The sequence below is a fragment of the Bordetella sp. BOR01 genome (genome assembly GCF_019218885.1).
GTDB lineage: Bacteria > Pseudomonadota > Gammaproteobacteria > Burkholderiales > Burkholderiaceae_B > Bordetella_A.
This window is the reverse complement of the sequence record NZ_JAHUWT010000002.1, coordinates 457,499-480,306: the sequence shown is the minus strand read 5'-3', so window position 1 is coordinate 480,306 and position 22,808 is coordinate 457,499. Positions and strand designations below refer to the sequence as shown.

Genomic DNA, 22,808 nt, shown 5'->3' with positions numbered 1-22,808 from the left:
TGTTTGTCTCCACTCTATGATGACTGACTGGCGACCAGGTAGTCGCGAAGCCTCGAGCAGGTTGGAATGCTAGGACGCCTGGGGTGGTTTGTGATTCATAAATCTTATAAAGCAGATATATTTATATCTGATACCCATGACTGCGGACTGCCACCTGGCGGATAAACGGACTCCAATATGCAAAGCCCCACGCCTCCATCTCCGATTACTACACGTTGGAAAATCTTCGCGCGGGTCGCCCAGCTAGGCAGTCTTACCAAGGCCGCGACTGTGATGGATATGCAGCAGTCCGCGATCAGCATGCAGCTCAGTACGCTTGAGCGCGAGTGCGGGGAAAGGCTCTTCAGCCGGACAGGAAGAGGTGTTGTCCTGACCTCATTGGGAGAAAGGGTCTTCACCAGGGTCCAAGGCCTTCTCAACGAAGCAGACCATCTGGTCGAGGATATTCTTGCCTCTTCGCACGTGCCGACGGGATCAGTCCGCGTGGGTGTGGTCTCTTCGCTGGCCCATCCGTTTGTCAGCAGGCTCTTTAGAGCTTCCCTCAGCCGGCACCCGCGCGTTCGCCTGGAGATTTCCGAGGGATTCAGCGGCCAGATAGATGAATGGGTAAGTACCGGTGTCGTCGACATCGGCATTGTTCATCGTTATGGAAAGCAGCATCCCGCGGGCGCGGAAAAGCTCTTTGACGGCCCGTCCTGCTTGGTCAGCAAGGGAAAATCGGCCAGTCAGGCCATGCCGCTCGTTCCCTTCACCGAATTGAATATGCTGCCTTTGGTGTTGCCTGGCCTACCGAGTGGCTTGCGAATGCAGTTAGAGCAACATGCCAAACGCAAGAAGATTGCCTTGAATATCGTCATGGAAGCAAATTCCCTGGCCGTCGTAAAAGACGTCGTCAGCGGGGGAGGCTTTTATACGATTCTTCCGTTCCAGGCCGTCCATCGCGAGGTCGCCACAGGACTGCTGAAGGTTGCCAAAATCACGACACCCTCAATCACGCGAACCGCAGCATTGCTGACAACCACCCAAAAGCCACTTTCATTTGCAGCTCGCGAGACCATGAAGCTCGTTCGAGAGACGGCTCAGGATCTCGTCATCTCGGGCCTTTGGGACAAGCGCTGAGCTAGAACGAGCGCGCGCTTCAACAGATGGATGTTTGTCCGGCATCTCTGTACACCAATCCGCACCCCTGGCTGCAGCCCGGGCTTCGGCAAGAGGTTTAGCGGGCAGTATTGGAAGGACCAGGGCTTCCTTTAAGCTACGCGCCGCTCTTTTTCCCAATAAGAATAAGTCCGCAGCACGTGCAACTCCAGCACCGCCTGGCCACGCGCACAATGCAAGGCCGCCGGAATGCGCGCGTCGCCATTGGTCCAGCGCATCACCGCGCCGTACACATCTTGTGGCGCATGCATGCCGTCCAGCCGCGTGTCGAGCAGATCCAGGTCGCGGCGGCCGATTTCGTCTTCGATGGTGATACGCACCAAACCCACGCCGACTTGCCGCAAGTCGCGGTTGGCGCGTGCGGTGGTCTCGCGCACGACTGCGAAGCGGGAACGGATGCGCAGGTCCCCGTGCGTGGCGCCCGTGGGCAAGGCGAAGCGCAGGACACCTTCGTGCTGGCCGGCTTGCTGGGCGTATATTTGCTGGCCGTCGATTTCGATGTAAAGACCGGGGTCGGTGATGCGCACTGATTGAGTCAGCGTCTGGGCGCGGGCCAGCAGGCGTTTGCGTACGGCTTCGACCGTGGGGCCAGCGCGCAGCACTTTGATGCCGTCGATGACTGGTCGCCCGGTAGAAGGGCCGAAGTCCGGGTGCAGGACAACGGTGTCGGCGTTCTGGAACATGGCGCGGTTGCCGGTGTCGACATACGACTCTGCCGGCAGGCCCTCGGCGAGGAGGATGTCGAACTGTTCCAGCTCGACATGGAAGTATTCGAAGACAGGCACGTCGAATTGCTGGATGACGGTGCGTCCATTGACCAGCAGCATGGCGGGGATGAGCGCGCCGTCGAAGTACACGTGGTGTCCGGGGGACAACAGCAGATCTCGATGGGGCACATTGTCGGCAATCGCACCCTGCTTGAAGAGAATGGGGAAGGCGCGGATTGCATTCTTTGCGGGGATGCGATGTTTGTGCAGGGTACGGTAGCCCAGCCATTTGACGGTGGCGACGCCCCCGCTGGCAGTGCAGACCTGGTCGCCTGCGGCGAGGTCTTCGATCTTGGTTTCGCCGCCCGGGGTAGCGATGTGCGTGCCTTTCAGGTAGCACGCGTAGGTCATGGTGTCGCCGTCCATTTTCAGCCAGTCGGGGTCCAGGTCTGGCGCATGCAGACGGCCGACTTCAAGGCCTTGATCGGTGCGAAAGATCAGAACGTTATTCTCGTAGTTGACGTTCTGGGCGCCCGGGACTTGAATCTGGTCGCCCATGGACATGCCGGTAATGTTGGGCGGCACGCGCAGATCGTAGGCGATATTGCCCGGATCGTACACCAGCGTCGAGGCACCGGCGTCACTGAAATCGACGTTGATCGTGACGACCGGGGCCTGGCCCAAGTAGCCCAGCGCGGTATCGACAAACTGCTCCGTCATTTCCAGCTTGCCGTTGCCGACCAGACCGTAGTTATAGGTAGGATTGTTTGCCGAGCCGTCCAGCCCGACCAGCCTGACGCTGGCGTTGTCCAGCACGTTCAACGAAAAGGTGGACGACAGTATCGCGTCAATGGTTTGCTTGACGTCCAGCGTATAGGGAAGGTCCGTCATGTTCCCGACGTTCAGTGTCGTGTTGGAGTCGTGGTAGAACGCGTTCAGCTCGGTGTCGGCGTCGTACTGGTCCATATCGACCAACACGTCATGGGGGTTGATCCCGCCGACATGTATCACTGCTTCGGTAGCCATTCATCACCTGTCATGAAAGTTTTCAGGACACGCGAAATCCGCTTGATCGAGCGAACACATGGCAAGGCGGTGCGCGCCGGTTGCCATCTCGCTGATCAGGTTCGCGAGAGACTTACAGAAAGATTCAACGTAAGAATCAGGGCGTTTACTGGGCGGGGCAACTTTTTTTCGACGAAATGAGCGTTTTGCTCGATGAAATGGCATCCGGCTGGCAGGCCTGGGGCCCTACTTCTAGCAAAGACGGCCCCAAGAACCCACCATCTTTGCATAAATCGTCATATATGAACCTTTATGCAGTGAATCAAATTCATATTTGATTTTCCATGAGCAGAGCTATGCTGGCTCTGGTCATTTTGTCCGAGGTGTACGCGGCAGTTGTGAACTGGCGACAGATCGCTCCGCAGCCCCGAGGTCGGACTGCATGCGTACGGCATTACTGAGTGGTTTTCGGCAGATTTTTCGAATGCGGATGGCCGCGCCGATGCCACGTGACCCTCCGGTGAATAGCAATGATCCTGCCTGTAGGGTGATCACGATCTTGCCGTGGTGGTCATTACATCGCTCACGGCTCCTTCTTGAACAGGTCCTGGAAGATCAAAGGCCCCCAGATCTTGTCCCGCGCGTGCACAAGCGCGCCCCCCTCTTCGAGCTTCCCAAGATTGACGGGTGCGAAACCGAGCCGCTCGGCGAGAGCCGCCACCGGCGCTGCTGCGCCGTCATCGTCGCTCGCCAGGAACACGACTCTCCTGCCACCATGTACGGCCGGATCTTGGTTAAGGACGGCAGCGACCAAATGGTTGAAGCCCTTAACCAATTTTCCACCAGTGAAAGCCTGCGCGACGGCCTTGGAAGAAGGCTGTCCTCCCAGTTCCTCAGGGGACACGCCGTAGGTATTGGTCACGTCAATGATGATCTTTCCCTTCCAGGTCGGCAGCGCCTTCGCGACATCCCGGTGCGACTCGTAACGGACCGCCAAAAAGACGATGTCCGCCTTGACGGCTTCCGCCAGTGTTTTGGGAATGATCTCGGGTCCGATCGCGGCCGCGGCGGATGCAAAGCTTTCCGGGTCGCGAGTGGTTGCAACGGATACTTCGATGCCGCTTCGGGCAAACGCCTTGGCAAGAGCCTGGCCGATCTCGCCGAAGCCAATAATTGCGTAGTTCATATATTGTCCTTTGGTTTGCCGCGCCCTGCGGGTTCCGAATCTCGAATGGAGTGGCCGGTAGAGCGTGGCGCGTCAGATTTGCGCCAGGCCGCCGTCGACGGCGACCTCGCTGGCGGTCATGAAGCTGCTGTCCTGCGATGCAAGAAAGGCGGCCACCGCTCCGAGCTCCGCCGGTTCGGCCATGCGCTGAAGCGGATTCATCGAGGCGAAGACCTTCATGCCCTCCTCGCCTAGCGCTTCCTTCGCGAGTTCGGTCGCAGTCGGCCCGGGCGACAGCACGTTTACCCGGATGCCGGTGCCCTTCAGGTCCTCCGCCCAGGTCCGCGCGAGGTTGCGCACTGCCGCCTTGCTGGCGCTGTAGGCGCTGAATGCCGGGGCGCCCGTGGTGCCGGCGCTCGATCCGGTCAGGATGATCGAGCCGCCCTGGCCCATCAGCGGCAGCGCCTTCTGGACCGTGAAGATCGAACCCTTCACATTGGTGTCGAAGATTTCGTCAATGTGCTCGGCGGTGATCTTGCCGAGCGGAAGCTGGCTTCCCGCCCCGGCATTGGCGAAGACGATGTCGAGGGTTCCGCGCTCGGCCTTCACCGCCGCGTAGAGTCGGTCGAGGTCGGCCAGGTCGGAGACCGAGCCCTTCACCGCGCGCGCATTGGGTCCGAGGTCGGCCACAGCGGCATCGAGCGCTTCCTGCCGGCGGCCGAAGATGAAGACGAAGGCGCCCTCCTCGATGAAGCGCTTTGCTGCGGCGCGGCCGATGCCGGTAGCGCCGCCGGTGATCACGGCGGTCTTTCCATTCAGTCTGTTCATGATGTGTCGCCGGGTCGGCGTCCTTTATTGAAACTAGAAAAGCAGTCTAGGCCCCTTGACACATCAAGACAATTGACGAAAAATCGATTGATTCAATCTATTCTTTAGATGAACATGCTCGACAATGTCACCATCAACCAACTGCGTGCGTTCGTTGCGGTATGCGATCAGGGAAGCTTTTCGGGCGCGGCGCGGAAACTCAGGCGCGCACAGTCAGCCATCAGCCATGCGATCAAGGCGCTAGAAAGCGCATTTGATGTCGAGTTGTTCGAGCGAAACACAGGGAAGGCGCAGCTCACTGCGGCGGGGCACAGCCTCTTGCCGGACGCGCGGGCGGTGATCTCACGCACGGAAGAGATGAAAAACCGCGCCAGCTCGATCGCCAAAGCCGGGGCGCCACAGGTTTCAGTTGCGATCGATGCCTACTTCCCGCGCGCCCACCTGATCGACTGCTTGTGGGCACTGCAAGCGGAGTTCCGCACCGCAGTGATCGACCTGCGAATCACGACCATGCAAGGCGGTGAGAACCTGGTGCTCGGAAGAGTGTGTGCCCTAGCTGTCACGATCGAGAACGTACCGGAGGTGAACCCGGATGCCATGGAACGCCACTGGCTGTGTGAGGCCGAGATGGTGACGGTATGCGCGCCGTCCCACCCCCTCGCTTCGACACCGAAACCCATCCCGATGGACGAGTTTGGTAGACATGTTCAGATCGTCGTTACGGACAACCAACCGGGAGCGGAAAAGACCCAACAGGGCGTCGCCGGCAAGCGCCAGTGGCTGGTCAATGATCTGGGCGCCAAGCGTGATCTTCTCAAGGCCGGCCTCGGCTGGGGGCACTTGCCGCGACACCTCGTTGGCAAGGATCTGGCGAGCGGACAGCTCGTCGAACTTGAACGCCGAGCCTGGCACATCGGTTCGCTCACGTTCATGATCTCGCAGCGACGGGGCTATGACCTGTCTCCATGCGAGTTGCGAATGGTCGAGCTCCTTGGCAAACCTCAGTGCATCCCAAAGAAAGACGGGCGGCGCTCCGTCTCAGGTAAAGGCGCAAAAGCCTGAAGACCCCGTGCGTAAGTAACAGCCCATATCGCTTACTGCTCATGGACGAACGTCTGCAAAGTAGATCAACGGTAGTCTGCTTTCGGGGATGAGCTATGAGCGCTTAGGGTCGGATAGCGACCCTAAGCAGGTGCACACTAATCTCCCTTTACTCGAAAGGAGATTGTCATGGAATCCGAAAATGCCACCGTTGGCCGTCGTGTGCCATGGAACAAAGGCAAACTCACCGGGCAGAAGCCGCCGCTAAAACTCCGAGAAATTTGGGCAATCCGAACGAGACTTCAGATGGCGTCGAACGCCCGGGAAATCGCGATGTTCAATCTCGCAATCGATAGCAAGCTTCGAGCGTGCGATCTCACGCGATTGCAGGTGCAGGACGTCCGTCACGGAAGCCACGTGACCACGAGAGCCACCGTCATGCAACAAAAGACCCAGCGGCCAGTCCAACTCGAGATCACGGAGCAAACCCTTGAGAGCTTTGAAGCATGGATCGAGGCGCGAGGACTAAAGGCAGCGGATTTTCTGTTTCCGAGCCGGTTGCATACATCTTCGGGCGGTACAGCTGCTGCTCGGGCACTGCCCCTGGAACTTAACCCGAGTGCGGGCGCTTGCCGGAATTTTTCTTGTGGTGGGTATGCGGGCCACGCTCCAGGCTCACACGTTGGCCGCGGCCTTGTGTCGTAAAGGTCACGCCCTTGGGAGCGGCGGGAGGGGGAGTGCGCTTGCGGTCGGCTTCAGTAACGATTTTGGTGCCCATGGAAATCTCTCTAGTTTGGTTAAGCTGGCTATTGTTCCACATTCGCTCGGTTTATTCTTGGCAGCAGGAAACAGGCAGCGGATATGCCCGGCAAAGCCTTAATTTGCATAGGCGTTGCGGAACGGTCGGATCATCACGGAATCCTAGCGTTTAGTCGATCAAGAAGCGAGCATCGCGATGATGGGTCAACAAACGGGCGTGCAGGATAGGCTCTTTTAATCCTTCAACCTTAATGATCACGTGCCCCCGACGCACTTATTGTTCGGCATTGATCGCTTTTTTGATTTGGGTAATTTGCGCGCAGGCATCACCAAAGCGGACACAATTATCTACCGATCTGCCCAATCTGATTGCACCACCTGTCCGCAGAAAGGCCAATGCTGCCCAAACACGCCAACGCGTAAAATTGCTCGTAGCATCTATGAGGCCGAGTGGAATGTGGCTCGGGCCATTGCCGCAACGCCTGAGTACCATCAGTCACGCTGCGATCGAAAGAAGGTTGAGATGCTATTTGCTCATCTTAAGTGCATCTTGAAGCTTGATCGTTTGCGACTACGAGGGCTCTCCGGGGCACAAGATGAGTTTTTGCTGGCGGCGACTGCGCAAAACTTACGACGGATGGGTGCTGTATACCTGCTTTACATCGACTTGCGACAGTCGCAGATCGGCCAATTTCTGCCGTTCATCTCGAACGGTGCTCGGCTCCCCTATGTTCTTGCTAAAAGCTTGCGACCAGATTGAGGACAGCCTTTCCTGATCTTGCCTGACGCATCAGCGCTACGCGATCCATATAGGGGGAGAACTGTCGATACCAGTATTACCAATGGCCTTCTTATAGGACGAAGCCAATAGAACAATCCGCTTCGAACCTTACTTCGAAAGGATTGGCCACATGAGAATCTCGTTTTTGCACACGATCGAAAGTAACAAAGCGGTCTTTGGACTCGCGGCGATGAAAGCCGGTTGGTCAACAGATCAAATTCGTCATGCGACTCGCGAGGATCTTCGGCAGGCAATAGCGCAACAGTCGGCGACAAGCTGCGGCGCGCACGGTCTGGTCCACGAAGCGCTACGGAGCTTGATGGCCGAGGCCGACGTGGTAATCGTGACGTGCGCGACGCTCGGCCCTGCAGTCGACACCATGGGAGAACCCTCCGTTCCCATCATCCGGGCAGACGCGGCCCTGGCTAAAGCGGCGTCGCGCGCCGGAAGAAAACTTGCCGTGCTCTGTGCGGTCGAATCGAGCGTTGCACCGAACCGGGAACTCTTCGAGCACCATGCGGCCGCCACCGGCGCTAGTGTGACGGTTCAATTGATCCCCAGAGCCTGGGCGCTTTACGAAGAAGGCAAACAAGCAGCATGCATGGCGGCATGTGCGCAGGCGGCGAATGAGGCGTATGCCCAAGGCTTTGATGTCGTGGCCTACGCTCATCCATGGATGGCGGAATCCGCGGAGTTGGTGGGAAACAAGTACCGACCGATCCACGGCGTACAAGCGGCGCTGGACGCGGTCCGCGCCGTACGGGAGGGAGGCTGACGCCTCGCCTATATCGCCCTGTCCATTAATTGAATGCGCCGGATTGGCGGAAGCCCTGCTCGTCCAGCCGCTTCCGGCCAGGAGCTGACATTGCAGGAGGAATCCCTAAGCGGATATCCGCCACCAGCATGCCGTATGCTACGCAGGTAGTCCGAAAACAAGGTTAGATACGACCCCGGTTACGACCACGTCGAGGAAAAGCCATGGACAGTGATCTTGAAGGAATGTCGCACGAGCAGTTGGTGGCTGAAATCATCAAGCTGCGTCAAGGCATTCGCAGCCACCGTGACAGCAGTGGCCACGAACTATGCTGGCACCACCCTGCCCTTTGGGCATTGTTGCCGGAGCGAACCGATCCGCAACCAGTCGTGCCCGAGTGGCCCCAATTCATGCGTGGCTGCATCCGGTATCGGCAGTCACTTGATGAGCAACTGCCCAATGCACTTCGCACAGTCAATCCATACGACAAGTAGCATCGCAGCTGGCGGTTCATTCAAACCGAACCCGCTTCGCGGGTCGGCTTAGCTCAGACATTCCGCCGAAGCCGGTGACGGCAACGGGTCGGAAGCGGACAGTCAACAGCGAGGCCACTCGGCAAACCAGCGCTGCTGATTCTTCCGTTCGAAGCCGTACCCTCGCTTCAATCCAACAGCATATTGAAGTAAACGTCCAAAACTGGACTTCACGCAGGGCCTGAAGTATCTGCTGCCGGTGCGCTGATCAATCACAAAGAGCGGACAAGTCGCCAAATCATCGGGTGCGTGCGAAACGGACAGTCTCGCTCTAGATCGCAGGCCCCTTCAGCTCGATTTGATTTCCGTCGGGATCGAAGCAATAGATCGAAAGCCCATCGCCTTCCGCACCGTATCGCATCACCGCCTTGTCCGTGGTGATTCCGAAAGCTAGTAGATGATCGAGGATGGCAGTTTCATCGAACGGATCGACCCGCAGACAAAAGTGGTCGAGGTTACGTCGGTCTTTCCCTGGGGCTTCCCCGCCAGCGGCACCCAAGGGCCCCTGCACATCGACCAGATCGATCATGGATCCGCCGGCGCTCAGATGAATCATGGCGTATTTATCATTCTTCTTCTTGATGGAACAGCCTAGCACCTTCGTATAAAAGTCCACACTACGTGCCAGGTCCCGAACCCTGAGGACGACATGGTCCAGGTGCTTAATCTGAAATACCGACATGATTATCCTCCTGGGGCGAGACAGATTTGGTGCAAGAGGCCGGGCCGTCAACGACTGCTCAGGGTCGGAAGCCTAGATGCCGTGGGACTTCGCTAAGCCCATTGCCAAACCCTGTGGAGCTCTTAGCTATCGAGAGGCGCAGCCCTGCAATGATCGAGTCCCATTATTGGAGCCGAGCTGAGGAGCGACCTGGCTTGGCTCAAAAAACATCGTGCATATCGCAGGTGGCCTGAGAAACAACAAGTTCTATTTGAGCGTAGGCTAATGCTTGTTGCTTTTCAAGTTCGTTCACTGCTGGAACGTCCGAAAGTGAATGACCGGGCTCGCAACGCTAGCATGTCGGTGCTGCGTTTCAAAAAGATCGGCGACCCACCATTCATGGTCACCGGCGCTGGTTGGCCTCATGAGAGGTTCGATATGGACCAACCTGAGCCTGCAGCTCTCTCGGCCCTTGACGTGTGCAATCAGCTGATTCACTACTACTGGATGGAGACTTGGTCGGAGAAACGGACCTTTGCTTCAATACTGGCCTTCTCGGACTACATGCGCCATAAGTGGGCATATAAATTTCAAATCGAAGATTTTTGCAGTTGTTCAGTGTGTCGGTAGCGATTCTTCTGCCGTCGTGGGAGCTAAATCGAAATGGGACGACAAGAAGCAAGACGACGTCGTCACGAAAGCTTGGGGCCCAGGCGCACAAAATCATGATTTCACGCTATTATGGACAAATAATACATATATAGACCATAATAGCGAACATGCCACGCAAGCCGCCTATCGTCTTCCCTCAAGAGCAGCGTCTCCTGTCCGCACTGGGAGAGCGGCTGCGTCTTGCCCGCAAGCGACGCAAGCTAAGCAATGCCGTCGTAGCGCAACGAGCAGGAATCTCAAGGACCACCTTGTACAAGGTTGAGGCGGGTGATCCAGGGGCCACGCTGGGGTCCTATGTTCGGGTTCTGGCCGTACTAGGTCTTGAGGGCGACCTCAATCAGCTTGGGGCCGACGACAAAGTTGGTCGGAAATTGCAGGACCTGGAGCTTGAACCAACTCCCAAGCGCCGCACGGCCGCCCGTGCCAAGGCGATCAAACCCTCGTCCTCAAACAGCGAGGAATCGACATGAGCGCGCAGGGCAACAGGGTGTACGTTTTCCCCGTTGCCTTTGCGTTACGAACATGCAAATCAGTAAGCGCCATGCTTCAACTCCAAATCCCAGATTAGACGGGAGATGCGTCATGATGGCTGCTCCAGCGGCACCCCAATAGCAACAATGCGGTACGCCAGCCCACCCTATTGATGGACTGGAAAATGTACTTATTTGGAGTGGCTGTAGGTGGATTTCCCTGGATGTCAGTGGACACCCTTCAGAAGGAAATTCCCTTTTGGATCAAAAACTTGATCACTCAGTGGACGTCCATGGCTTTCCTTGGCCGTCAGTGGAGTGAGCGGGTGATGGGAATCGAACCCACGCTTGAGGCTTGGGAAGCCGCCGTTCTACCATTGAACTACACCCGCCTGGGTGTCGTACCGCGCCCCGAGGGGCGCGGCAGAGTAGTGAAATTATAGCCAGGTTTTCCCCCGGCTTTCGGGAACCGCTCAGTTCCCCTTGATATCCGCAGCCTTCACCACCTTCCCCCAGCGGTCATACTCTTCCTGCGTGTACTCTGCCAGCTTCGCCGGCCCCATGAACTCCGCCTCGGCGCCCTGCTCGGCCGCCTTCTTCTTGAACTCGGGGGTCTTCATGATGCCTTCAATCGTGCCGGCCAGCTTGTCCACCACCGCCTTGGGCGTATTGGCCGGCGCATACATGGCAAACCACGACGACACCAGCAGGTCCGGGTAGCCCGCTTCCGCGGCCGTCGGCACGTCCGGCAGCGAATCCAGGCGATTCGGCCCGGTCACAGCCAACGCCCGCAGCTTGCCGGCCTTGATGTGGGGAATCAGCGGCGGCGGGGTGGTGATGGTCAGGTCGACGGCACCGCCCAGCAAGTCAGTCAACGCGGGACCGGTGCCCTTGTACGGGATGTGGGTCATTTTGACGTCGGCCATCTGCTTCAGCAGCTCGGTGGCCACATGCTGCAGCGCGCCGTTGCCCGACGAGGCGTAGTTCAGCTTGTCGGGGTTGGCCTTGGCGTAGGCCACCAGTTCTTTCAGCGAATGGACCGGCAGGCTGGGCCGCACCACGATGACCTGCGGGGCGGACAGGATGTTGGCGATGGGGGCAAAGTCCTTGATCGGATCCCAGCCTTGAGGGGGCTGCACGTGCGGGGAAATGGCGTTGTAGCCGGAATACTGCAGCAACAGCGTGTAGCCGTCGGGGGTGGCCTTGGCCACGGCCTGCGAGGCAATGGCGCCCGACGCCCCCGGCTTGTTCTCTACCACCACGCTTTGGCCCAGGGCCTCGCCCAGGGGCTGGGCGATCAGGCGGGCGGCCAGGTCGGTGGTGCCGCCGGGCGCAGCGGGTACCAGCAGGGTGATGGGACGATCGGGGTAATCGGCCAGGGCGACGACGGGGCCGGCGGCGGCGGCCAGCGTGGCGGCGGCCAGGCAGGCGCGCAGCGGCTTGCTTAGGATGGGGATGCTCATGAAAGGAGTCTCCTGTGGCTTGTTATGAGTAGTGGGAACAAAACGCCTGAAGAATGCCTGGGTCAGGTCGGCCCGAACCGCTCGGCCAGCCAGGCTGGCGGTGCGTGCGTGGCCAGCCGATGCCCGGCGGCCAGCAAGGGGGTGGAAAACTCGCGCTGTACCAGTTGCGGCAGGCCACGCACGATAGCCAGCAGGGCTTGCAGGTCGACGCCGGTGTGCACGCCCATGCACTGGAACATATGCACCAGTTCTTCGGTATTCACATTGCCGCTGGCACCCGGCGCGTAGGGGCAGCCGCCCAGACCGCCCGCGGCGGCGTCAAAGCGCACCACGCCGGTCTGCCAGGCCGCGATGGCGTTGGCCAATGCCATGCCGCGGGTGTTGTGCAGGTGCGCGGTCAGGGCAATGCCGGACAAGGCACGCGCCACTTGTTCGCACACGTCGGCCACCTGGTTGGGGTAGGCCATGCCAGTGGTATCGCACAGGGTGATGCCGGTGGCGCCGGCCTCGACCAGGCTGCCCGCCAGGCGCAGCACGTCGTCGACCGGCACGTCGCCGTCGAAGGGACAGCCGAATACGGTGGACAGGGACACGTTGCAGGGCACTTGCGCTGCCTGGGCCGCTTGCAGGATGTTGACCAATTCGGCCAGCGACTGGTCGCGCGTCATGCGCAGGTTGGCACGGTTGTGGGTTTCACTGGACGACATGACCAGGTTCAGCTCGTCGGTACCGACTTCCAGGGCGCGTTCCAGGCCGCGGATATTGGGCACCAGTGCGGTGTAGATCACACCGGGGCGGCGGCGGATGGCGCGCATGACTTCCTGGGCGTCGGCCAGGGCCGGGATGGCTTTGGGCGAGGTGAAGCTGGTGACTTCGATGCGGGCGTAGCCGCAGTCGGACAGCGCGTCGACGAAGGCGATTTTTTCTTCGGTGGGAACGAAGGCTTTCTCGATCTGCAGGCCGTCGCGCGGGCCGACTTCGTTGATTTCGATTTGGGGGGCGCCGGTGTTCATGCAATGACTCCGCGTTCGCGCAGTTGGGCGCGTTGTTCGTCGGTCAGGCCGGCGGCGGCCAGGACGGTGTCAGTGTGCTCGCCCAGGGTGGGCGCGCGGTCGTGGATGGCGCCGGGGTTGGCCGACAACATGGGGAAGACGGCCGGCATCTCGACGCGTACGCCGCTGGCGCCCTGGATTTCGGCGATAGCGTTGCGGGCGCGGTAGTGCGGGTCGCGGGCGATGTCGGCAACGTTGTAGATGCGGCCGCTGGGCACGCCGGCTTCGCGCAGGGCGTCCAGCACGTCATCGATGCTGCGTTGCGAGGTCCAGGCGCCGATGGCGGCATCGATCTCTTGCACGCGGGCGGCGCGGCCGTCGTTGTGGGCAAGATCCGGATCCTTGCCCAGGTCGTCGCGGCCGATGCGGGCCATCAGGCGCGTATAGATGGCGTCGCCGTTGCCGGCGATAAGCACATAGCCATCCTTGCACAGGTAGGCGTTGGACGGCGCAATGCCCGGCAAGGATGCGCCCGCGGGTTCGCGCACGGCGCCGAAGGCGGTGTATTCGGGCAGCAGGCTTTCGGTCAGGTTGAACAGGCTTTCGTACAGGGCGGCGTCGATCACCTGCCCCACGCCGCCACGGGCGTCACGCTGGTACAAGGCCAGCAACACGCCCAGGGCGCCATGCAGGCCGGCAATGGTGTCGCCCAGCGACAGGCCGGCGCGCACCGGGGCGCGCCCGGGTTCGCCGTTCAGGTAGCGCAGGCCGGCCATGGCTTCGCCGATGGCGGCGAAGCCCGGTTCGCGGGCCTTGGGGCCGGTCTGTCCATAGCCCGAAATGCGCAGCATGATCAGGCGCGGATTCAGGGCGTGCAGGGCTTCCCACGACAGGCCCCATTTTTCCAGGGTACCGGGGCGGAAGTTCTCGATCAGCACGTCGGCCTGGGTGGCCAGCAGGCGGATGATTTCCTGGCCTTCTTGCTGGCGCAGGTCTACGCATACCGATTGCTTGTTGCGCGACTGGGCTTCCCACCACACGGACGTGCCTTCGTGCAGCAGGCGCCATTTGCGCAGGGGGTCGCCCAGGCCCGGAGGCTCGATCTTGACCACTTGCGCGCCGAAATCGGCCAGTGTCTTGGCGGCGAACGGCCCGGCGATCAGTTGGCCCAGTTCCAGCACGCGTATGCCGGCGAGAATCTGCCCTGCCATGCCTGCTCCATACATTCATATGAATAATGATGGCTGGCAGTGTGCGCGAAACGGCGGGGCACCGGAATGTTTATTGCGGGAAACGGGGGTTTCCCAAACGAGAAAGCCCCAGCCGGCTTAGCCGCCGTCGCTGCGCAAATGGGCCAGCAGCAGGCGTGCAGCCACGGTCAGCGTGTCGATATCGCGCACGCCCAGCAGTAGCCAGCGGTGCGCCCAGTCGTCCTCCAGCGGGATCAACCGGATTGACATCGAGCGCGCATGCGGTTCGGCGGCCAGGCGCGGCAAGATGCCCACGCCCCCGGTGGCCACCACCATGCGACACATGGCATCGAAACTGCGCACCTGGATGCGCAAGCGCATGGCCTTGCCCAGGCGCAGGCTTTCGTCATTGAGCCGCGTGGCCAGCGAGGTCGCTTGCGGCAGGCTGATGTAGGCGTAGTCCAGCGTATCCGAGAACGCCACCCGGGGCAGGTTGGCCAGCGGATGGCGCTGCGGCGCGACCAACACCAGTTCGTCGGGGCGGTACGGCACGGTCAGCAGCCCGTCGGCCGGGGTACGGTCGGCAAACACGCCGATGTCGGCGCGGTTTTCCAGCAAGGCGGTGACGATCTCGGTGCTGTTCTGCTCTTCCAGGTCGACCCGCACCGCCGGGTGCTCGTCCATGAAGGCAGCCAGGTCTTCGGGCAGGAACTGCGTCAGCGCCGATGTGTTGGCGGCAATGCGCACCTGGCCACGCACGCCCTGGGCGAAGTCGGACAAGGTGCCGGCCATCTGCTCGACTTCTTGCAGCACGCGCTGGGCATGGGCCAGGCAGGCCTGGCCGGCGTCGGTCAGATCTACCCCCGCCGTGTTGCGATACAGCAGCGGCGTGCCCAGCGCCGCTTCCAGGTCGGAAATACGCTTGCTGGCCGCCCCCACCGCCAGGTGCGACTGGCGCGCGCCGGCAGAAATACTGCCGGCGCGCGCCACGGCCACAAACAGCGCCAGCGTGGTCAGGTCGAAACGGGCGAAATTCATGCGGCAAATGCTACCCCACAAACGGAAGGTGTATGGGGGTAGCGTGCCCGGGCCGCGCCCCGGCGGCCGGGCATATCGGCCCCCGGTTGGAGCGCCAGAAGAACCACGCTCCCCCCTGCCCACCACCCCCGCCGCCCACTACAATCCAGCCTATGAACACGAACACCCCCGAACCCAAGGACGGCGCCCCGGCGTCGCCCCCCTTGTCGGACGCCACCCATATCCGCAGCTTTGTCCACCGCCGTGGCCACATCACGCAAGGCCAGCGCGAAGCACTGGAACAACTGCTGGACAAATGGTCCTTGCCGTACGCCGACCGCCGCCTGGACCTGGCCGCCACCTTTGGCCGCGACGCCCCCACCGTGCTGGAAATCGGCTTCGGCATGGGCGAGACCACCCAGAAAATCGCCCTGGCGCGGCCGGGTGACAACTTCCTGGGTGTGGAAGTCTTCAATGCCGGCGTGGGCGCGCTGTTGCGCCGTATCGAGGAATCTGGCCTGCAGAACCTGCGCATCGTGCAGCACGACGCCGTCGAAGTGGTGCGCGACATGATCCCCCCCGACACGCTGGCCGGGGTGCATGTGTATTTTCCCGACCCGTGGCCCAAGAAGCGCCACCACAAGCGACGCCTGATCCAGCCGCCGTTCGTGGCGCTGCTGGCCAGCCGCATCGCGCCGGGCGGCTATCTGCATTGCGCCACCGACTGGCAGGAATACGCAGTGCAAATGCTGGAAGTGCTTGGCGCCGAGCCACTGTTGCGCAATACCGCGGCCGACTACGCGCCGCGGCCCGACTATCGTCCGCAAACCAAGTTCGAAACGCGCGGCCTGCGCCTGGGCCATGGCGTATGGGACCTGATCTTCCAAAGGATCGCCTAGATGCTGTACCCCGCCATCGAGCCCTATCGCCACGGCATGCTGGATACCGGCGACGGCCACCATATCTACTGGGAACTCTGCGGCAACCCGCAGGGCAAGCCGGCGGTATTCCTGCACGGCGGCCCGGGCAGCGGCTGCTCGCCCGTGCACCGGCAATTGTTCGACCCGCAGCGCTATAGCGTGCTGCTGTTCGACCAGCGCGGCTGCGGCCGTTCCACGCCGCACGCCAGCCTGGACAACAACACCACCTGGCACCTGGTTGCCGATATCGAACGCCTGCGCACGGAAATCATGGGCGCCGATCGTTGGCTGGTGTTCGGCGGATCGTGGGGCTCGACGCTGGCACTGGCCTATGGGCAGGCACATCCCGGGCACGTCAGTGAAATGGTGCTGCGCGGCGTCTTCGGGCTGCGCCGCGCCGAACTGCAATGGTTCTACCAAGATGGCGCGTCGTGGCTGTTTCCCGACCGCTGGGAAGCCTATGTCGAACCCATTCCGCCCGCCGAGCGCGGCGACATGATCGCGGCCTATCACAAGCGCCTGACCGGGTCCGACCCGGCCGAGCAACTGCGCGCGGCCAAGGCCTGGAGCAAATGGGAAGACAGCACCATCACTCTGCTGCCCAGCCCGCGCCACCAGCAAAGCCATGCCGCCGACCGAGCGGCGCTGGCGTTCGCGCGCATCGAGAACCACTACTTCATGAACAACGGCTTCATGGAAGAAGGCCAACTGATCCGCGACGCCCACAAGCTGCACGGCATTGCCGGCACCATCGTGCAGGGCCGCTATGACGTCTGCACGCCGGCGCGCACCGCCTGGGATCTGCATCGCGCCTGGCCCCAGGCCCAGTTCCACCTGGTGCCCGATGCCGGCCATGCCTTCGACGAACCCGGTACCCTGGCCAGGCTGATCGAGGCCACCGACGGCTACGCCGCACAGTAAGGACATCATCATGCACATCACGCTGAACGGAGACGCGCGCGAGTTTCCGCTGGACACCACCGTAACCGAATTGCTCCGGACCCTGGGCTACGAAGGCAAGCGGGTGGCCGTGGAGCGCAACGGCGAAATCGTGCCAAAAAGCCAGCACGGCGCCACCGTGCTGCGCGACGGCGACCAGGTCGAGGTCGTGGTCGCCGTGGGCGGCGGCTGATCCCGCTCGGGCATTCGCCACACAATGTGAAATTTATCAACGGTGCGCTACCCAACCCGGTGATGCGGCTTGCATCAGCCGATTCGCGTAGTACCCTGACGCCTGTTGCTTGACGCCGGCACGCGGCAACAGGGTATTCCGCGGTAAGCCGGCCCCCAGCCAGGAGCCCCCTGCATGCCGCCTAAAGTCCTGACCGGAGATCTTTCCGGCCTGCCCTTCGGATCACTATTGTTTCGCGTGGCCGGCGCTGCCGGCCGGGCAACCGGCCATGCCGCCAGCCGCGTCGCGCGGCAGTCGTGGGTAGCGGAACGCGTTCGCTTCCTGCGTGCCTGGCGCGCCAATCCCAAGGGCATAGGTGCCATCTGGCCATCGAGCTCGCGCCTGGCTGCCGCCATTACGCGCGGCATCGATCCCGCCTCGGGCCCTTGCCTGGAACTGGGCGCGGGTACCGGCGCATTCACGCGGGCGCTGGTGGCACGCGGGCTCGACCCGCACCAACTGGCATTGGTGGAAATGGACGCCCAGTTCGCCCAGCAACTGCGGCGCGACTTTCCTGGCGCATACGTGCACCAGGGAGACGCGGCCAAGCTGGCCGGGTTGTCCTTGTTCGTGGACGGGTTGGCCGGCGTTGCGGTGTGTGGCCTGCCCCTGCTGAACATGCCCGTAAAGCAGCAAATCGGCATTTTGCGCAGCACGTTCGCGCAACTGCGCCCGGGTGGCGCCGTGCACTTGTTCACCTATGGGCCGCGCTGTCCGGTGCCGCAGCGCGTGCTCGACCGCCTGGGGCTGCGTGCGCGCCGCATCGAAACCGTACTGGCCAATGTTCCGCCGGCCCACGTATGGAAGCTGACGCGCCGCAAGACGGCAGGCGCCCTGCATACGCCAGCGCCGTAAATGGCTTGTTACAACTTACCCCCGACCCATGGCAGCGCCCTGCACATAATCGGCCCATAATCGGCCTGCAGTAGGCGAAATTCCGCCATCTTCTTCTTTTGCGTGCTTAACGTTTCTTAACAGCCAAAAGGACAAACCATGGGTCTGCTCAGCTTTATCAAAGACGTCGGCGAAAAAATCTTTGGCGCCAGCGAAGCCCAAGCGGCATCGGTCGACGAACTGAAGAAGGAACTGGACAAGCATGGCCTGAACGCCGACGGCCTGGACATCAAGGTCGACGGCGACAAAGTCACCGTATCGGGCCAGGCAGCGTCAACCGAAGAGGCCGAGAAAATCAGCCTGGCACTGGGCAATACCGTGGGCGTGGCCCAGGTCGACAACCAGCTCACCGCCAAGCAGGCAGCGCCCGAAGCGCAGATGTACACGGTCAAAAAGGGCGACAACCTGTGGAAGATCGCCGAAGCTCACTACGGCGCGGGCCAAGGCGCCAAGCACACGGTTATTTTCGAGGCCAACAAGCCCATGCTGACGCACCCCGACAAGATCTACCCCGGGCAGGTGCTGCGCATTCCGCCCCTGAACTGAACCGCACAAACCGGCAAGCCCCGCAGCGTTTGCCGGTTTGCATCGGGGCGAGCCCTCCCCGTTCGCTCCGATCAACTCGGCCAGGTCAATGCCTGGCCGTTTTTTTGTGCAGATCGCTGGCCTTTCAGCGTAAGCCGCCGAAGCGGCCCAAGCCTTTGCCGCCCATGGCCCGCATCATCTTCGACATGCCGCCTTTTTTCATCTGCTTCATCATGCCCTGCATCTGCTCGAACTGAGACAGCAGGCGGTTGACCTCTTGCACGGGCACGCCCGAGCCGGCCGCGATACGGCGCTTGCGCGACGCCTTGATCAGTTCGGGTTTCGCGCGCTCGGCCGCCGTCATTGAATTCAGGATGCCTTCGGTGCGGCGCAACTGCTTTTCCGCCTGGCCGCCCTGCAACTGGCCGGCGGCCTGCTGGAACTGCGCCGGCAGCTTTTCCAGCAGCGACCCCATGTCGCCCAGCTTCTTGACCTGGCCCAATTGCTCGCGGAAGTCGTTCAAGTCGAACTTGTTGCCCGACTTGATCTTGGTGGCCAGCTTCTGGGCTTCGGCGATGTCGATGTTCTTCTGGGCCTGCTCGACCAGCGACACGATGTCGCCCATGCCCAGTACCCGCTGGGCCATGCGGTCGGGGTAGAAGGGTTCGATTCCATCCAGTTTTTCGGAAACGCCCACGAACTTCAAGGGCTTGCCGGTTACGTGTCGCACCGACAGCGCCGCGCCGCCGCGGGCATCGCCGTCCAGCTTGGTCAGCACGACGCCGGTCAGGGGCAGGGCATCGGCAAAGGCGCGCGCGGTATTGACCGCGTCCTGGCCTTGCATGGCATCGACCACGAACAAGGTCTCGACCGGCTGTACCAGGTCGTACAGGGCACGGATCTCGCGCATCATGGCCTCGTCTATGCCCAGGCGGCCGGCCGTGTCCAGGATCAGCACATCGTAATGATGGCGCCGTGCGTGGTCGACGGCATTGCGGGCAATGTCTTCGGGCTTCTGGCTGGGGTCGGACGGCAGGAAATCGATGCCGGCCTGCTCGGCCACGGTCTTCAACTGGTCGATGGCGGCGGGGCGGTAGACGTCGGCGCTGACCGTCAGCACTTTCTTCTTGCCGGTATTGCGGCCATTCTGGACGTGGTTGCCCTGCGCCAGCCAGCGGCCCAGCTTGCCGGTGGTGGTGGTCTTGCCCGCGCCCTGCAGGCCGGCCATCAGGATCACCGCCGGCGGCTGCACCGCCAGCGACAGGTCGCCAGCCCCGGCGCCCAGGTCGCCGCCCATCAGGGCCGTCAGTTCTTTGTTCACCACGCCGACCAGGGCCTGGCCCGGGCTGAGGCTGCCGACCACGTCCTCGCCCAGCGCTTTTTCTTTGACGCGCGAGACGAAATCGCGCACCACGGGCAGGGCGACGTCGGCCTCGAGCAGCGCCATGCGCACTTCGCGCAGCATTTCCTGCGTGTTGGCCTCGGTCAGGCGGGCTTCGCCGCGCAGCGTCTTCACGACGCGCGACAAACGTTGAGTCAGGTTATCGAGCATGAGAGGCGTTTCCGCTTACACTAGTTGATTGAACAGTGGCCCGTGCAGGGGCTTTGCGCCTGCCGGCGACGAGCGCCCGCAAAGGGGCCCCATCCAGACAACGGTTTTTATGTCATTAGGCATTGTATTTCACGCCGTGGCCGCCCTGGCCTACGCCGTGCTTGCCGCGGCGCTTTGGCGGCGCCTGCAGGGCGCGGGCAGCGTCGAAAAAACGGGCCGCTTCGCCCGGGTCTGCCTGCTGGGCGCACTGGTGCTGCATGGTATCGGCCTGCAACAGGCCATGCTGGGCAGTTCCCATCTGTTCATAGGCTGGGCCCTGGCCCTGTCGGCGGCGGTGTGGCTGGGCCTGGTGGTCTTCTGGCTGGAAAGCCTGCTGGTGCGCATCGATGGCCTGCAATTGCTGCTGGTACCCGCCGCCACCCTGGTCTGCATCATGGCGGCGCTGTTTCCCCAGGGCCAGTTGGTTCCGCATGCCGAAAACGGCTGGCTACGCCTGCATCTGCTGATCGCCCTGGCCGCCTACGCCCTGATCACCGTGGCCGCGCTGCATGCCCTGCTGATGGCCCTGCTCGACCGCCACCTGCACCGCCCGCTCGAAGCGCCGGCCGAGCGCAGCATCGTGGGCCGCGTGCTCGATGCCCAGCCGCCGCTGCTGGTGCAGGAACAACTGCTGTTCCGGGTGATCTGGATCGGTTTCGTGGTCCTGACCGCGGCGGTGGTATCGGGCTCGATCGCGTCCATGCAGCTTACCGGCAAGGTACTGCCCTTCGACCACAAAACAGTATTCACGCTGCTGTCATGGCTGACCTTCGGCGTATTGCTGCTGGGCCGCCACATCCGCGGCTGGCGCGGCCGCGTGGCACTGCGCTGGACCCTGACCGGATTCGCCTTCCTGATCCTGGCCTATACCGGCAGCCGGTTCGTGCTGGAAGTCATTCTTCATCGGAGCTGATGTGGGCAAGCTGTTACTTTGGGTCATCGTCATCCTGGTGATCATGATGGTCGCCCGCATCGCCGCCGCGCGCGCCAGCAACCGGCGCAACGCCCCCAAGCCCGCGCCCCCTGCGCGCCAGCCGGGCGGGCAGCCCGTCGAATCGATGGTGCGCTGCGCCCATTGCGGCATACACCTGCCGCGTTCCGAGGCCGTATTGCTTGAAGGCAAGGTCTGGTGCAGCCGCGACCACGCGCGGCTGGGCGAACGCTAGGCCCTGCCGGCCTGTCTTCGCCGCCGGCCGGGCCCTGCCGGCAAGACAGGCATAATGGGGGTTACGCTTCCCCTTTCGATGAGCCGCATTCATGTTTCTACAGCTTGATCGACACGGGTGGCTGGCGCCCGCGCCGGGCGTGCGCCTCCTGCCGTCTCCCAATTGCGATGCCCGCCCCGCCGGACTGCCGGTCTCACTGCTGGTCATCCACAACATCAGCCTGCCGCCGGGCCAGTTCGGCGGCCCCCACGTAGCGGGCCTGTTCCTGAACCGCCTGGATTACGCCGCCCACCCCTGGCTCGAGCGCCTGCGCGGGCTGCGCGTGTCGGCGCATTTCTTCATCAACCGCCAGGGCGAGGTCGTGCAGTTCGTGTCTACCGAGGCACGCGCCTGGCATGCCGGTGTGTCGCGCTTCGGCAGGCGCGAACGCTGCAATGATTTTTCCCTGGGCGTCGAACTGGAAGGCACCGATACGCTGCCCTACACCGATGCCCAGTACACTGCGTTGGCCAAACTGGCCCGCATGCTGCGCGCCCGCTACCCCTTGCGCGCGGCCTGGGGGCACGAACATATCGCCCCTGGCCGCAAGACCGACCCCGGGCCCGCTTTCAACTGGACGCGTTTCGGCCGCCTGGCAGGCATGCCACGGCGCCTGCTGGCGCCATGCTAATCAAGGAATCATCATGCTGAAGATCTGGGGACGCCCAAGCTCGGTAAACGTGCAGAAAGTTTTGTGGGCGGTGCGCGAACTGGCTTTGCCGCATACCAACGAGCACGTGGGCGGGCAGTTCGGCGGGCTGGATACGCCCGAGTACGGCAAGATGAATCCCAACCGCAAGGTGCCGGTCATCGACGACGGGGGCCTGATATTGTGGGAATCCAATGCCATCGTGCGCTACCTGGCCGCGCGCTACAGCGAAGGCGGGCTGTGGCCTGCCGATGTGTCCGTACGTGCGCAGGCCGATCGCTGGATGGACTGGACCGCCACCGAATGGCAGCCTGCCATGGTGCCCGCCTTCCTGGGCCTGATCCGCACGCCTGAAGCGCAGCGCGACGCGGCAGCCATCGCCGCCTCGGCGCAGAAAGCCAACAAGCTGGGCATGATGCTGGAAGACGCCCTGCAGGGGCGCGACTACATCGCCGGCAGCCATATCACCATGGGCGATATCGTGCTGGGCTGCGTGGCGCATCGCTGGCTGGCCATGCCCATCGAACGGCCGGCCACGCCTGCCATGTCGGCCTGGTACCGGCGGCTGATGATGCGCCCGGCCACGCAAGGCGTCCTGACGCTGCCGCTGTCCTGATCGCCGCGCGCGCCGACGCGCCTGCCAGGGCCTGGCGACGG

At 62.2% G+C, this 22,808-nt stretch carries 24 protein-coding genes, 1 tRNA gene and 1 pseudogene; 16 read left to right on the top strand and 10 right to left on the bottom strand.

The genetic code is table 11. The features are described from left to right. Positions 1–177 precede the first annotated feature (177 nt). Entirely contained in the window at positions 178–1,119 is a 942-nt protein-coding gene (locus KW845_RS10045) for a LysR family transcriptional regulator (protein WP_218369084.1), read from the top strand. Positions 1,120–1,250: 131 nt separating this feature from the next. Here the strand turns inward: KW845_RS10045 and KW845_RS10040 are convergent, their stop codons facing one another. From KW845_RS10040 to KW845_RS10030, 3 genes are all read right to left on the bottom strand, one after another. Next, complete coding sequence (locus KW845_RS10040) at positions 1,251–2,891, bottom strand: Hint domain-containing protein (RefSeq protein ID WP_218369083.1); 1,641 nt, start codon at positions 2,889–2,891, stop codon at positions 1,251–1,253. Positions 2,892–3,453: 562 nt separating this feature from the next. Then, positions 3,454–4,056: an NADPH-dependent F420 reductase gene (locus tag KW845_RS10035; RefSeq protein WP_218369082.1), complete on the bottom strand. Its 603-nt coding sequence runs from the start codon at positions 4,054–4,056 to the stop codon at positions 3,454–3,456. Between the two features lie 72 nt (positions 4,057–4,128). Then, the gene (locus KW845_RS10030) at positions 4,129–4,863 is read right to left on the bottom strand and encodes an SDR family NAD(P)-dependent oxidoreductase (RefSeq protein ID WP_218369081.1); all 735 of its coding nucleotides are present in this window, start codon (positions 4,861–4,863) and stop codon (positions 4,129–4,131) included. Between the two features lie 114 nt (positions 4,864–4,977). Here KW845_RS10030 and KW845_RS10025 point away from each other — a divergent pair, with 114 nt between their 5' ends. The 5 genes and pseudogenes from KW845_RS10025 to KW845_RS10005 all read left to right on the top strand — a co-directional run bounded on the left by KW845_RS10025 (position 4,978) and on the right by KW845_RS10005 (position 8,692). Then, the gene (locus tag KW845_RS10025; protein WP_218369980.1) at positions 4,978–5,925 is read left to right on the top strand and encodes a LysR family transcriptional regulator; all 948 of its coding nucleotides are present in this window, start codon (positions 4,978–4,980) and stop codon (positions 5,923–5,925) included. Between the two features lie 168 nt (positions 5,926–6,093). Further along, positions 6,094–6,609, top strand: coding sequence for a hypothetical protein (locus KW845_RS10020; protein ID WP_370628197.1), 516 nt, complete (start codon positions 6,094–6,096; stop codon positions 6,607–6,609). Positions 6,610–6,979: 370 nt separating this feature from the next. Further along, positions 6,980–7,303, top strand: a pseudogene (locus tag KW845_RS10015) (transposase); the annotation flags it as partial. A gap of 271 nt (positions 7,304–7,574) precedes the next feature. After that, positions 7,575–8,219: an aspartate/glutamate racemase family protein gene (locus tag KW845_RS10010; RefSeq protein ID WP_218369080.1), complete on the top strand. Its 645-nt coding sequence runs from the start codon at positions 7,575–7,577 to the stop codon at positions 8,217–8,219. Between the two features lie 203 nt (positions 8,220–8,422). After that, positions 8,423–8,692 carry a hypothetical protein gene (locus tag KW845_RS10005; protein ID WP_218369079.1) on the top strand — a complete coding sequence of 90 codons (270 nt, stop codon included), beginning with the start codon at positions 8,423–8,425 and terminating at the stop codon, positions 8,690–8,692. Positions 8,693–9,002: 310 nt separating this feature from the next. Here the strand turns inward: KW845_RS10005 and KW845_RS10000 are convergent, their stop codons facing one another. After that, entirely contained in the window at positions 9,003–9,413 is a 411-nt protein-coding gene (locus KW845_RS10000; protein WP_218369078.1) for a VOC family protein, read from the bottom strand. Between the two features lie 758 nt (positions 9,414–10,171). On the opposite strand from KW845_RS10000, the gene KW845_RS09995 reads away from it, so the two are divergent. Next, on the top strand, positions 10,172–10,534 hold the full coding sequence (locus KW845_RS09995) for a helix-turn-helix domain-containing protein (RefSeq protein WP_218369077.1): 363 nt from the start codon (positions 10,172–10,174) through the stop codon (positions 10,532–10,534). Between the two features lie 321 nt (positions 10,535–10,855). On the opposite strand, the gene KW845_RS09990 is transcribed toward KW845_RS09995, so the two are convergent. From KW845_RS09990 to KW845_RS09970, 5 genes are all read right to left on the bottom strand, one after another. Next, positions 10,856–10,926, bottom strand: a tRNA-Gly gene (locus KW845_RS09990). An 81-nt stretch (positions 10,927–11,007) separates the two neighbouring features. Then, positions 11,008–11,997 (bottom strand): tripartite tricarboxylate transporter substrate binding protein, encoded by a 990-nt coding sequence (locus tag KW845_RS09985; protein WP_218369076.1) that lies wholly within the window; start codon positions 11,995–11,997, stop codon positions 11,008–11,010. 62 nt (positions 11,998–12,059) lie between these two features. After that, the gene (locus KW845_RS09980; protein ID WP_218369075.1) at positions 12,060–13,010 is read right to left on the bottom strand and encodes a hydroxymethylglutaryl-CoA lyase; all 951 of its coding nucleotides are present in this window, start codon (positions 13,008–13,010) and stop codon (positions 12,060–12,062) included. Then, positions 13,007–14,200 carry a CaiB/BaiF CoA-transferase family protein gene (locus tag KW845_RS09975; protein WP_218369074.1) on the bottom strand — a complete coding sequence of 398 codons (1,194 nt, stop codon included), beginning with the start codon at positions 14,198–14,200 and terminating at the stop codon, positions 13,007–13,009. Before KW845_RS09975 ends, KW845_RS09980 begins: the two co-directional genes overlap by 4 nt. A gap of 117 nt (positions 14,201–14,317) precedes the next feature. Then, positions 14,318–15,217: a LysR family transcriptional regulator gene (locus KW845_RS09970; protein ID WP_218369073.1), complete on the bottom strand. Its 900-nt coding sequence runs from the start codon at positions 15,215–15,217 to the stop codon at positions 14,318–14,320. A gap of 152 nt (positions 15,218–15,369) precedes the next feature. Here KW845_RS09970 and trmB point away from each other — a divergent pair, with 152 nt between their 5' ends. The 5 genes from trmB to lysM all read left to right on the top strand — a co-directional run bounded on the left by trmB (position 15,370) and on the right by lysM (position 18,727). Then, positions 15,370–16,095, top strand: a complete 726-nt coding sequence (gene trmB, locus KW845_RS09965; RefSeq protein ID WP_218369072.1) for a tRNA (guanosine(46)-N7)-methyltransferase TrmB — start codon at positions 15,370–15,372, stop codon at positions 16,093–16,095. Further along, on the top strand, positions 16,096–17,037 hold the full coding sequence (gene pip / locus KW845_RS09960) for a prolyl aminopeptidase (RefSeq protein WP_218369071.1): 942 nt from the start codon (positions 16,096–16,098) through the stop codon (positions 17,035–17,037). A 10-nt stretch (positions 17,038–17,047) separates the two neighbouring features. Beyond that, positions 17,048–17,248, top strand: a complete 201-nt coding sequence (thiS, locus tag KW845_RS09955; protein ID WP_218369070.1) for a sulfur carrier protein ThiS — start codon at positions 17,048–17,050, stop codon at positions 17,246–17,248. 174 nt (positions 17,249–17,422) lie between these two features. Next, the gene (locus KW845_RS09950) at positions 17,423–18,142 is read left to right on the top strand and encodes a class I SAM-dependent methyltransferase (protein WP_218369069.1); all 720 of its coding nucleotides are present in this window, start codon (positions 17,423–17,425) and stop codon (positions 18,140–18,142) included. 138 nt (positions 18,143–18,280) lie between these two features. Continuing rightward, positions 18,281–18,727: a peptidoglycan-binding protein LysM gene (gene lysM / locus KW845_RS09945; RefSeq protein ID WP_218369068.1), complete on the top strand. Its 447-nt coding sequence runs from the start codon at positions 18,281–18,283 to the stop codon at positions 18,725–18,727. 124 nt (positions 18,728–18,851) lie between these two features. On the opposite strand, the gene ffh is transcribed toward lysM, so the two are convergent. Beyond that, positions 18,852–20,258: a signal recognition particle protein gene (ffh, locus tag KW845_RS09940; RefSeq protein WP_218369067.1), complete on the bottom strand. Its 1,407-nt coding sequence runs from the start codon at positions 20,256–20,258 to the stop codon at positions 18,852–18,854. Positions 20,259–20,367: 109 nt separating this feature from the next. Here ffh and KW845_RS09935 point away from each other — a divergent pair, with 109 nt between their 5' ends. From KW845_RS09935 to KW845_RS09920, 4 genes are all read left to right on the top strand, one after another. After that, positions 20,368–21,210, top strand: coding sequence for an inner membrane protein YpjD (locus KW845_RS09935; RefSeq protein ID WP_218369066.1), 843 nt, complete (start codon positions 20,368–20,370; stop codon positions 21,208–21,210). Between the two features lies 1 nt (position 21,211). Then, a complete protein-coding gene (locus KW845_RS09930; protein WP_218369065.1) occupies positions 21,212–21,463 on the top strand; it encodes a PP0621 family protein in 252 nt (83 codons plus the stop codon). Positions 21,464–21,554: 91 nt separating this feature from the next. Continuing rightward, the gene (ampD, locus tag KW845_RS09925) at positions 21,555–22,133 is read left to right on the top strand and encodes a 1,6-anhydro-N-acetylmuramyl-L-alanine amidase AmpD (protein ID WP_218369064.1); all 579 of its coding nucleotides are present in this window, start codon (positions 21,555–21,557) and stop codon (positions 22,131–22,133) included. Between the two features lie 13 nt (positions 22,134–22,146). Then, entirely contained in the window at positions 22,147–22,767 is a 621-nt protein-coding gene (locus KW845_RS09920) for a glutathione S-transferase family protein (RefSeq protein WP_218369063.1), read from the top strand. The last annotated feature ends 41 nt before the right edge of the window (positions 22,768–22,808 follow it).

Excerpts from the sequence above, each read along its gene's own strand:
- KW845_RS10045 (WP_218369084.1), top strand. The coding sequence starts at position 178 with ATGCAAAGCCCCACGCCTCCATCTCCGATTACTACACGTTGGAAAATC.
- KW845_RS10040 (WP_218369083.1), bottom strand. The coding sequence starts at position 2,891 with ATGGCTACCGAAGCAGTGATACATGTCGGCGGGATCAACCCCCATGAC.
- KW845_RS10035 (WP_218369082.1), bottom strand. The coding sequence starts at position 4,056 with ATGAACTACGCAATTATTGGCTTCGGCGAGATCGGCCAGGCTCTTGCC.
- KW845_RS10030 (WP_218369081.1), bottom strand. The coding sequence starts at position 4,863 with ATGAACAGACTGAATGGAAAGACCGCCGTGATCACCGGCGGCGCTACC.
- KW845_RS10025 (WP_218369980.1), top strand. The coding sequence starts at position 4,978 with ATGCTCGACAATGTCACCATCAACCAACTGCGTGCGTTCGTTGCGGTA.
- KW845_RS10020 (WP_370628197.1), top strand. The coding sequence starts at position 6,094 with ATGGAATCCGAAAATGCCACCGTTGGCCGTCGTGTGCCATGGAACAAA.
- KW845_RS10010 (WP_218369080.1), top strand. The coding sequence starts at position 7,575 with ATGAGAATCTCGTTTTTGCACACGATCGAAAGTAACAAAGCGGTCTTT.
- KW845_RS10005 (WP_218369079.1), top strand. The coding sequence starts at position 8,423 with ATGGACAGTGATCTTGAAGGAATGTCGCACGAGCAGTTGGTGGCTGAA.
- KW845_RS10000 (WP_218369078.1), bottom strand. The coding sequence starts at position 9,413 with ATGTCGGTATTTCAGATTAAGCACCTGGACCATGTCGTCCTCAGGGTT.
- KW845_RS09995 (WP_218369077.1), top strand. The coding sequence starts at position 10,172 with ATGCCACGCAAGCCGCCTATCGTCTTCCCTCAAGAGCAGCGTCTCCTG.
- KW845_RS09985 (WP_218369076.1), bottom strand. The coding sequence starts at position 11,997 with ATGAGCATCCCCATCCTAAGCAAGCCGCTGCGCGCCTGCCTGGCCGCC.
- KW845_RS09980 (WP_218369075.1), bottom strand. The coding sequence starts at position 13,010 with ATGAACACCGGCGCCCCCCAAATCGAAATCAACGAAGTCGGCCCGCGC.
- KW845_RS09975 (WP_218369074.1), bottom strand. The coding sequence starts at position 14,200 with ATGGCAGGGCAGATTCTCGCCGGCATACGCGTGCTGGAACTGGGCCAA.
- KW845_RS09970 (WP_218369073.1), bottom strand. The coding sequence starts at position 15,217 with ATGAATTTCGCCCGTTTCGACCTGACCACGCTGGCGCTGTTTGTGGCC.
- trmB (WP_218369072.1), top strand. The coding sequence starts at position 15,370 with ATGAACACGAACACCCCCGAACCCAAGGACGGCGCCCCGGCGTCGCCC.
- pip (WP_218369071.1), top strand. The coding sequence starts at position 16,096 with ATGCTGTACCCCGCCATCGAGCCCTATCGCCACGGCATGCTGGATACC.
- thiS (WP_218369070.1), top strand. The coding sequence starts at position 17,048 with ATGCACATCACGCTGAACGGAGACGCGCGCGAGTTTCCGCTGGACACC.
- KW845_RS09950 (WP_218369069.1), top strand. The coding sequence starts at position 17,423 with ATGCCGCCTAAAGTCCTGACCGGAGATCTTTCCGGCCTGCCCTTCGGA.
- lysM (WP_218369068.1), top strand. The coding sequence starts at position 18,281 with ATGGGTCTGCTCAGCTTTATCAAAGACGTCGGCGAAAAAATCTTTGGC.
- ffh (WP_218369067.1), bottom strand. The coding sequence starts at position 20,258 with ATGCTCGATAACCTGACTCAACGTTTGTCGCGCGTCGTGAAGACGCTG.
- KW845_RS09935 (WP_218369066.1), top strand. The coding sequence starts at position 20,368 with ATGTCATTAGGCATTGTATTTCACGCCGTGGCCGCCCTGGCCTACGCC.
- ampD (WP_218369064.1), top strand. The coding sequence starts at position 21,555 with ATGTTTCTACAGCTTGATCGACACGGGTGGCTGGCGCCCGCGCCGGGC.
- KW845_RS09920 (WP_218369063.1), top strand. The coding sequence starts at position 22,147 with ATGCTGAAGATCTGGGGACGCCCAAGCTCGGTAAACGTGCAGAAAGTT.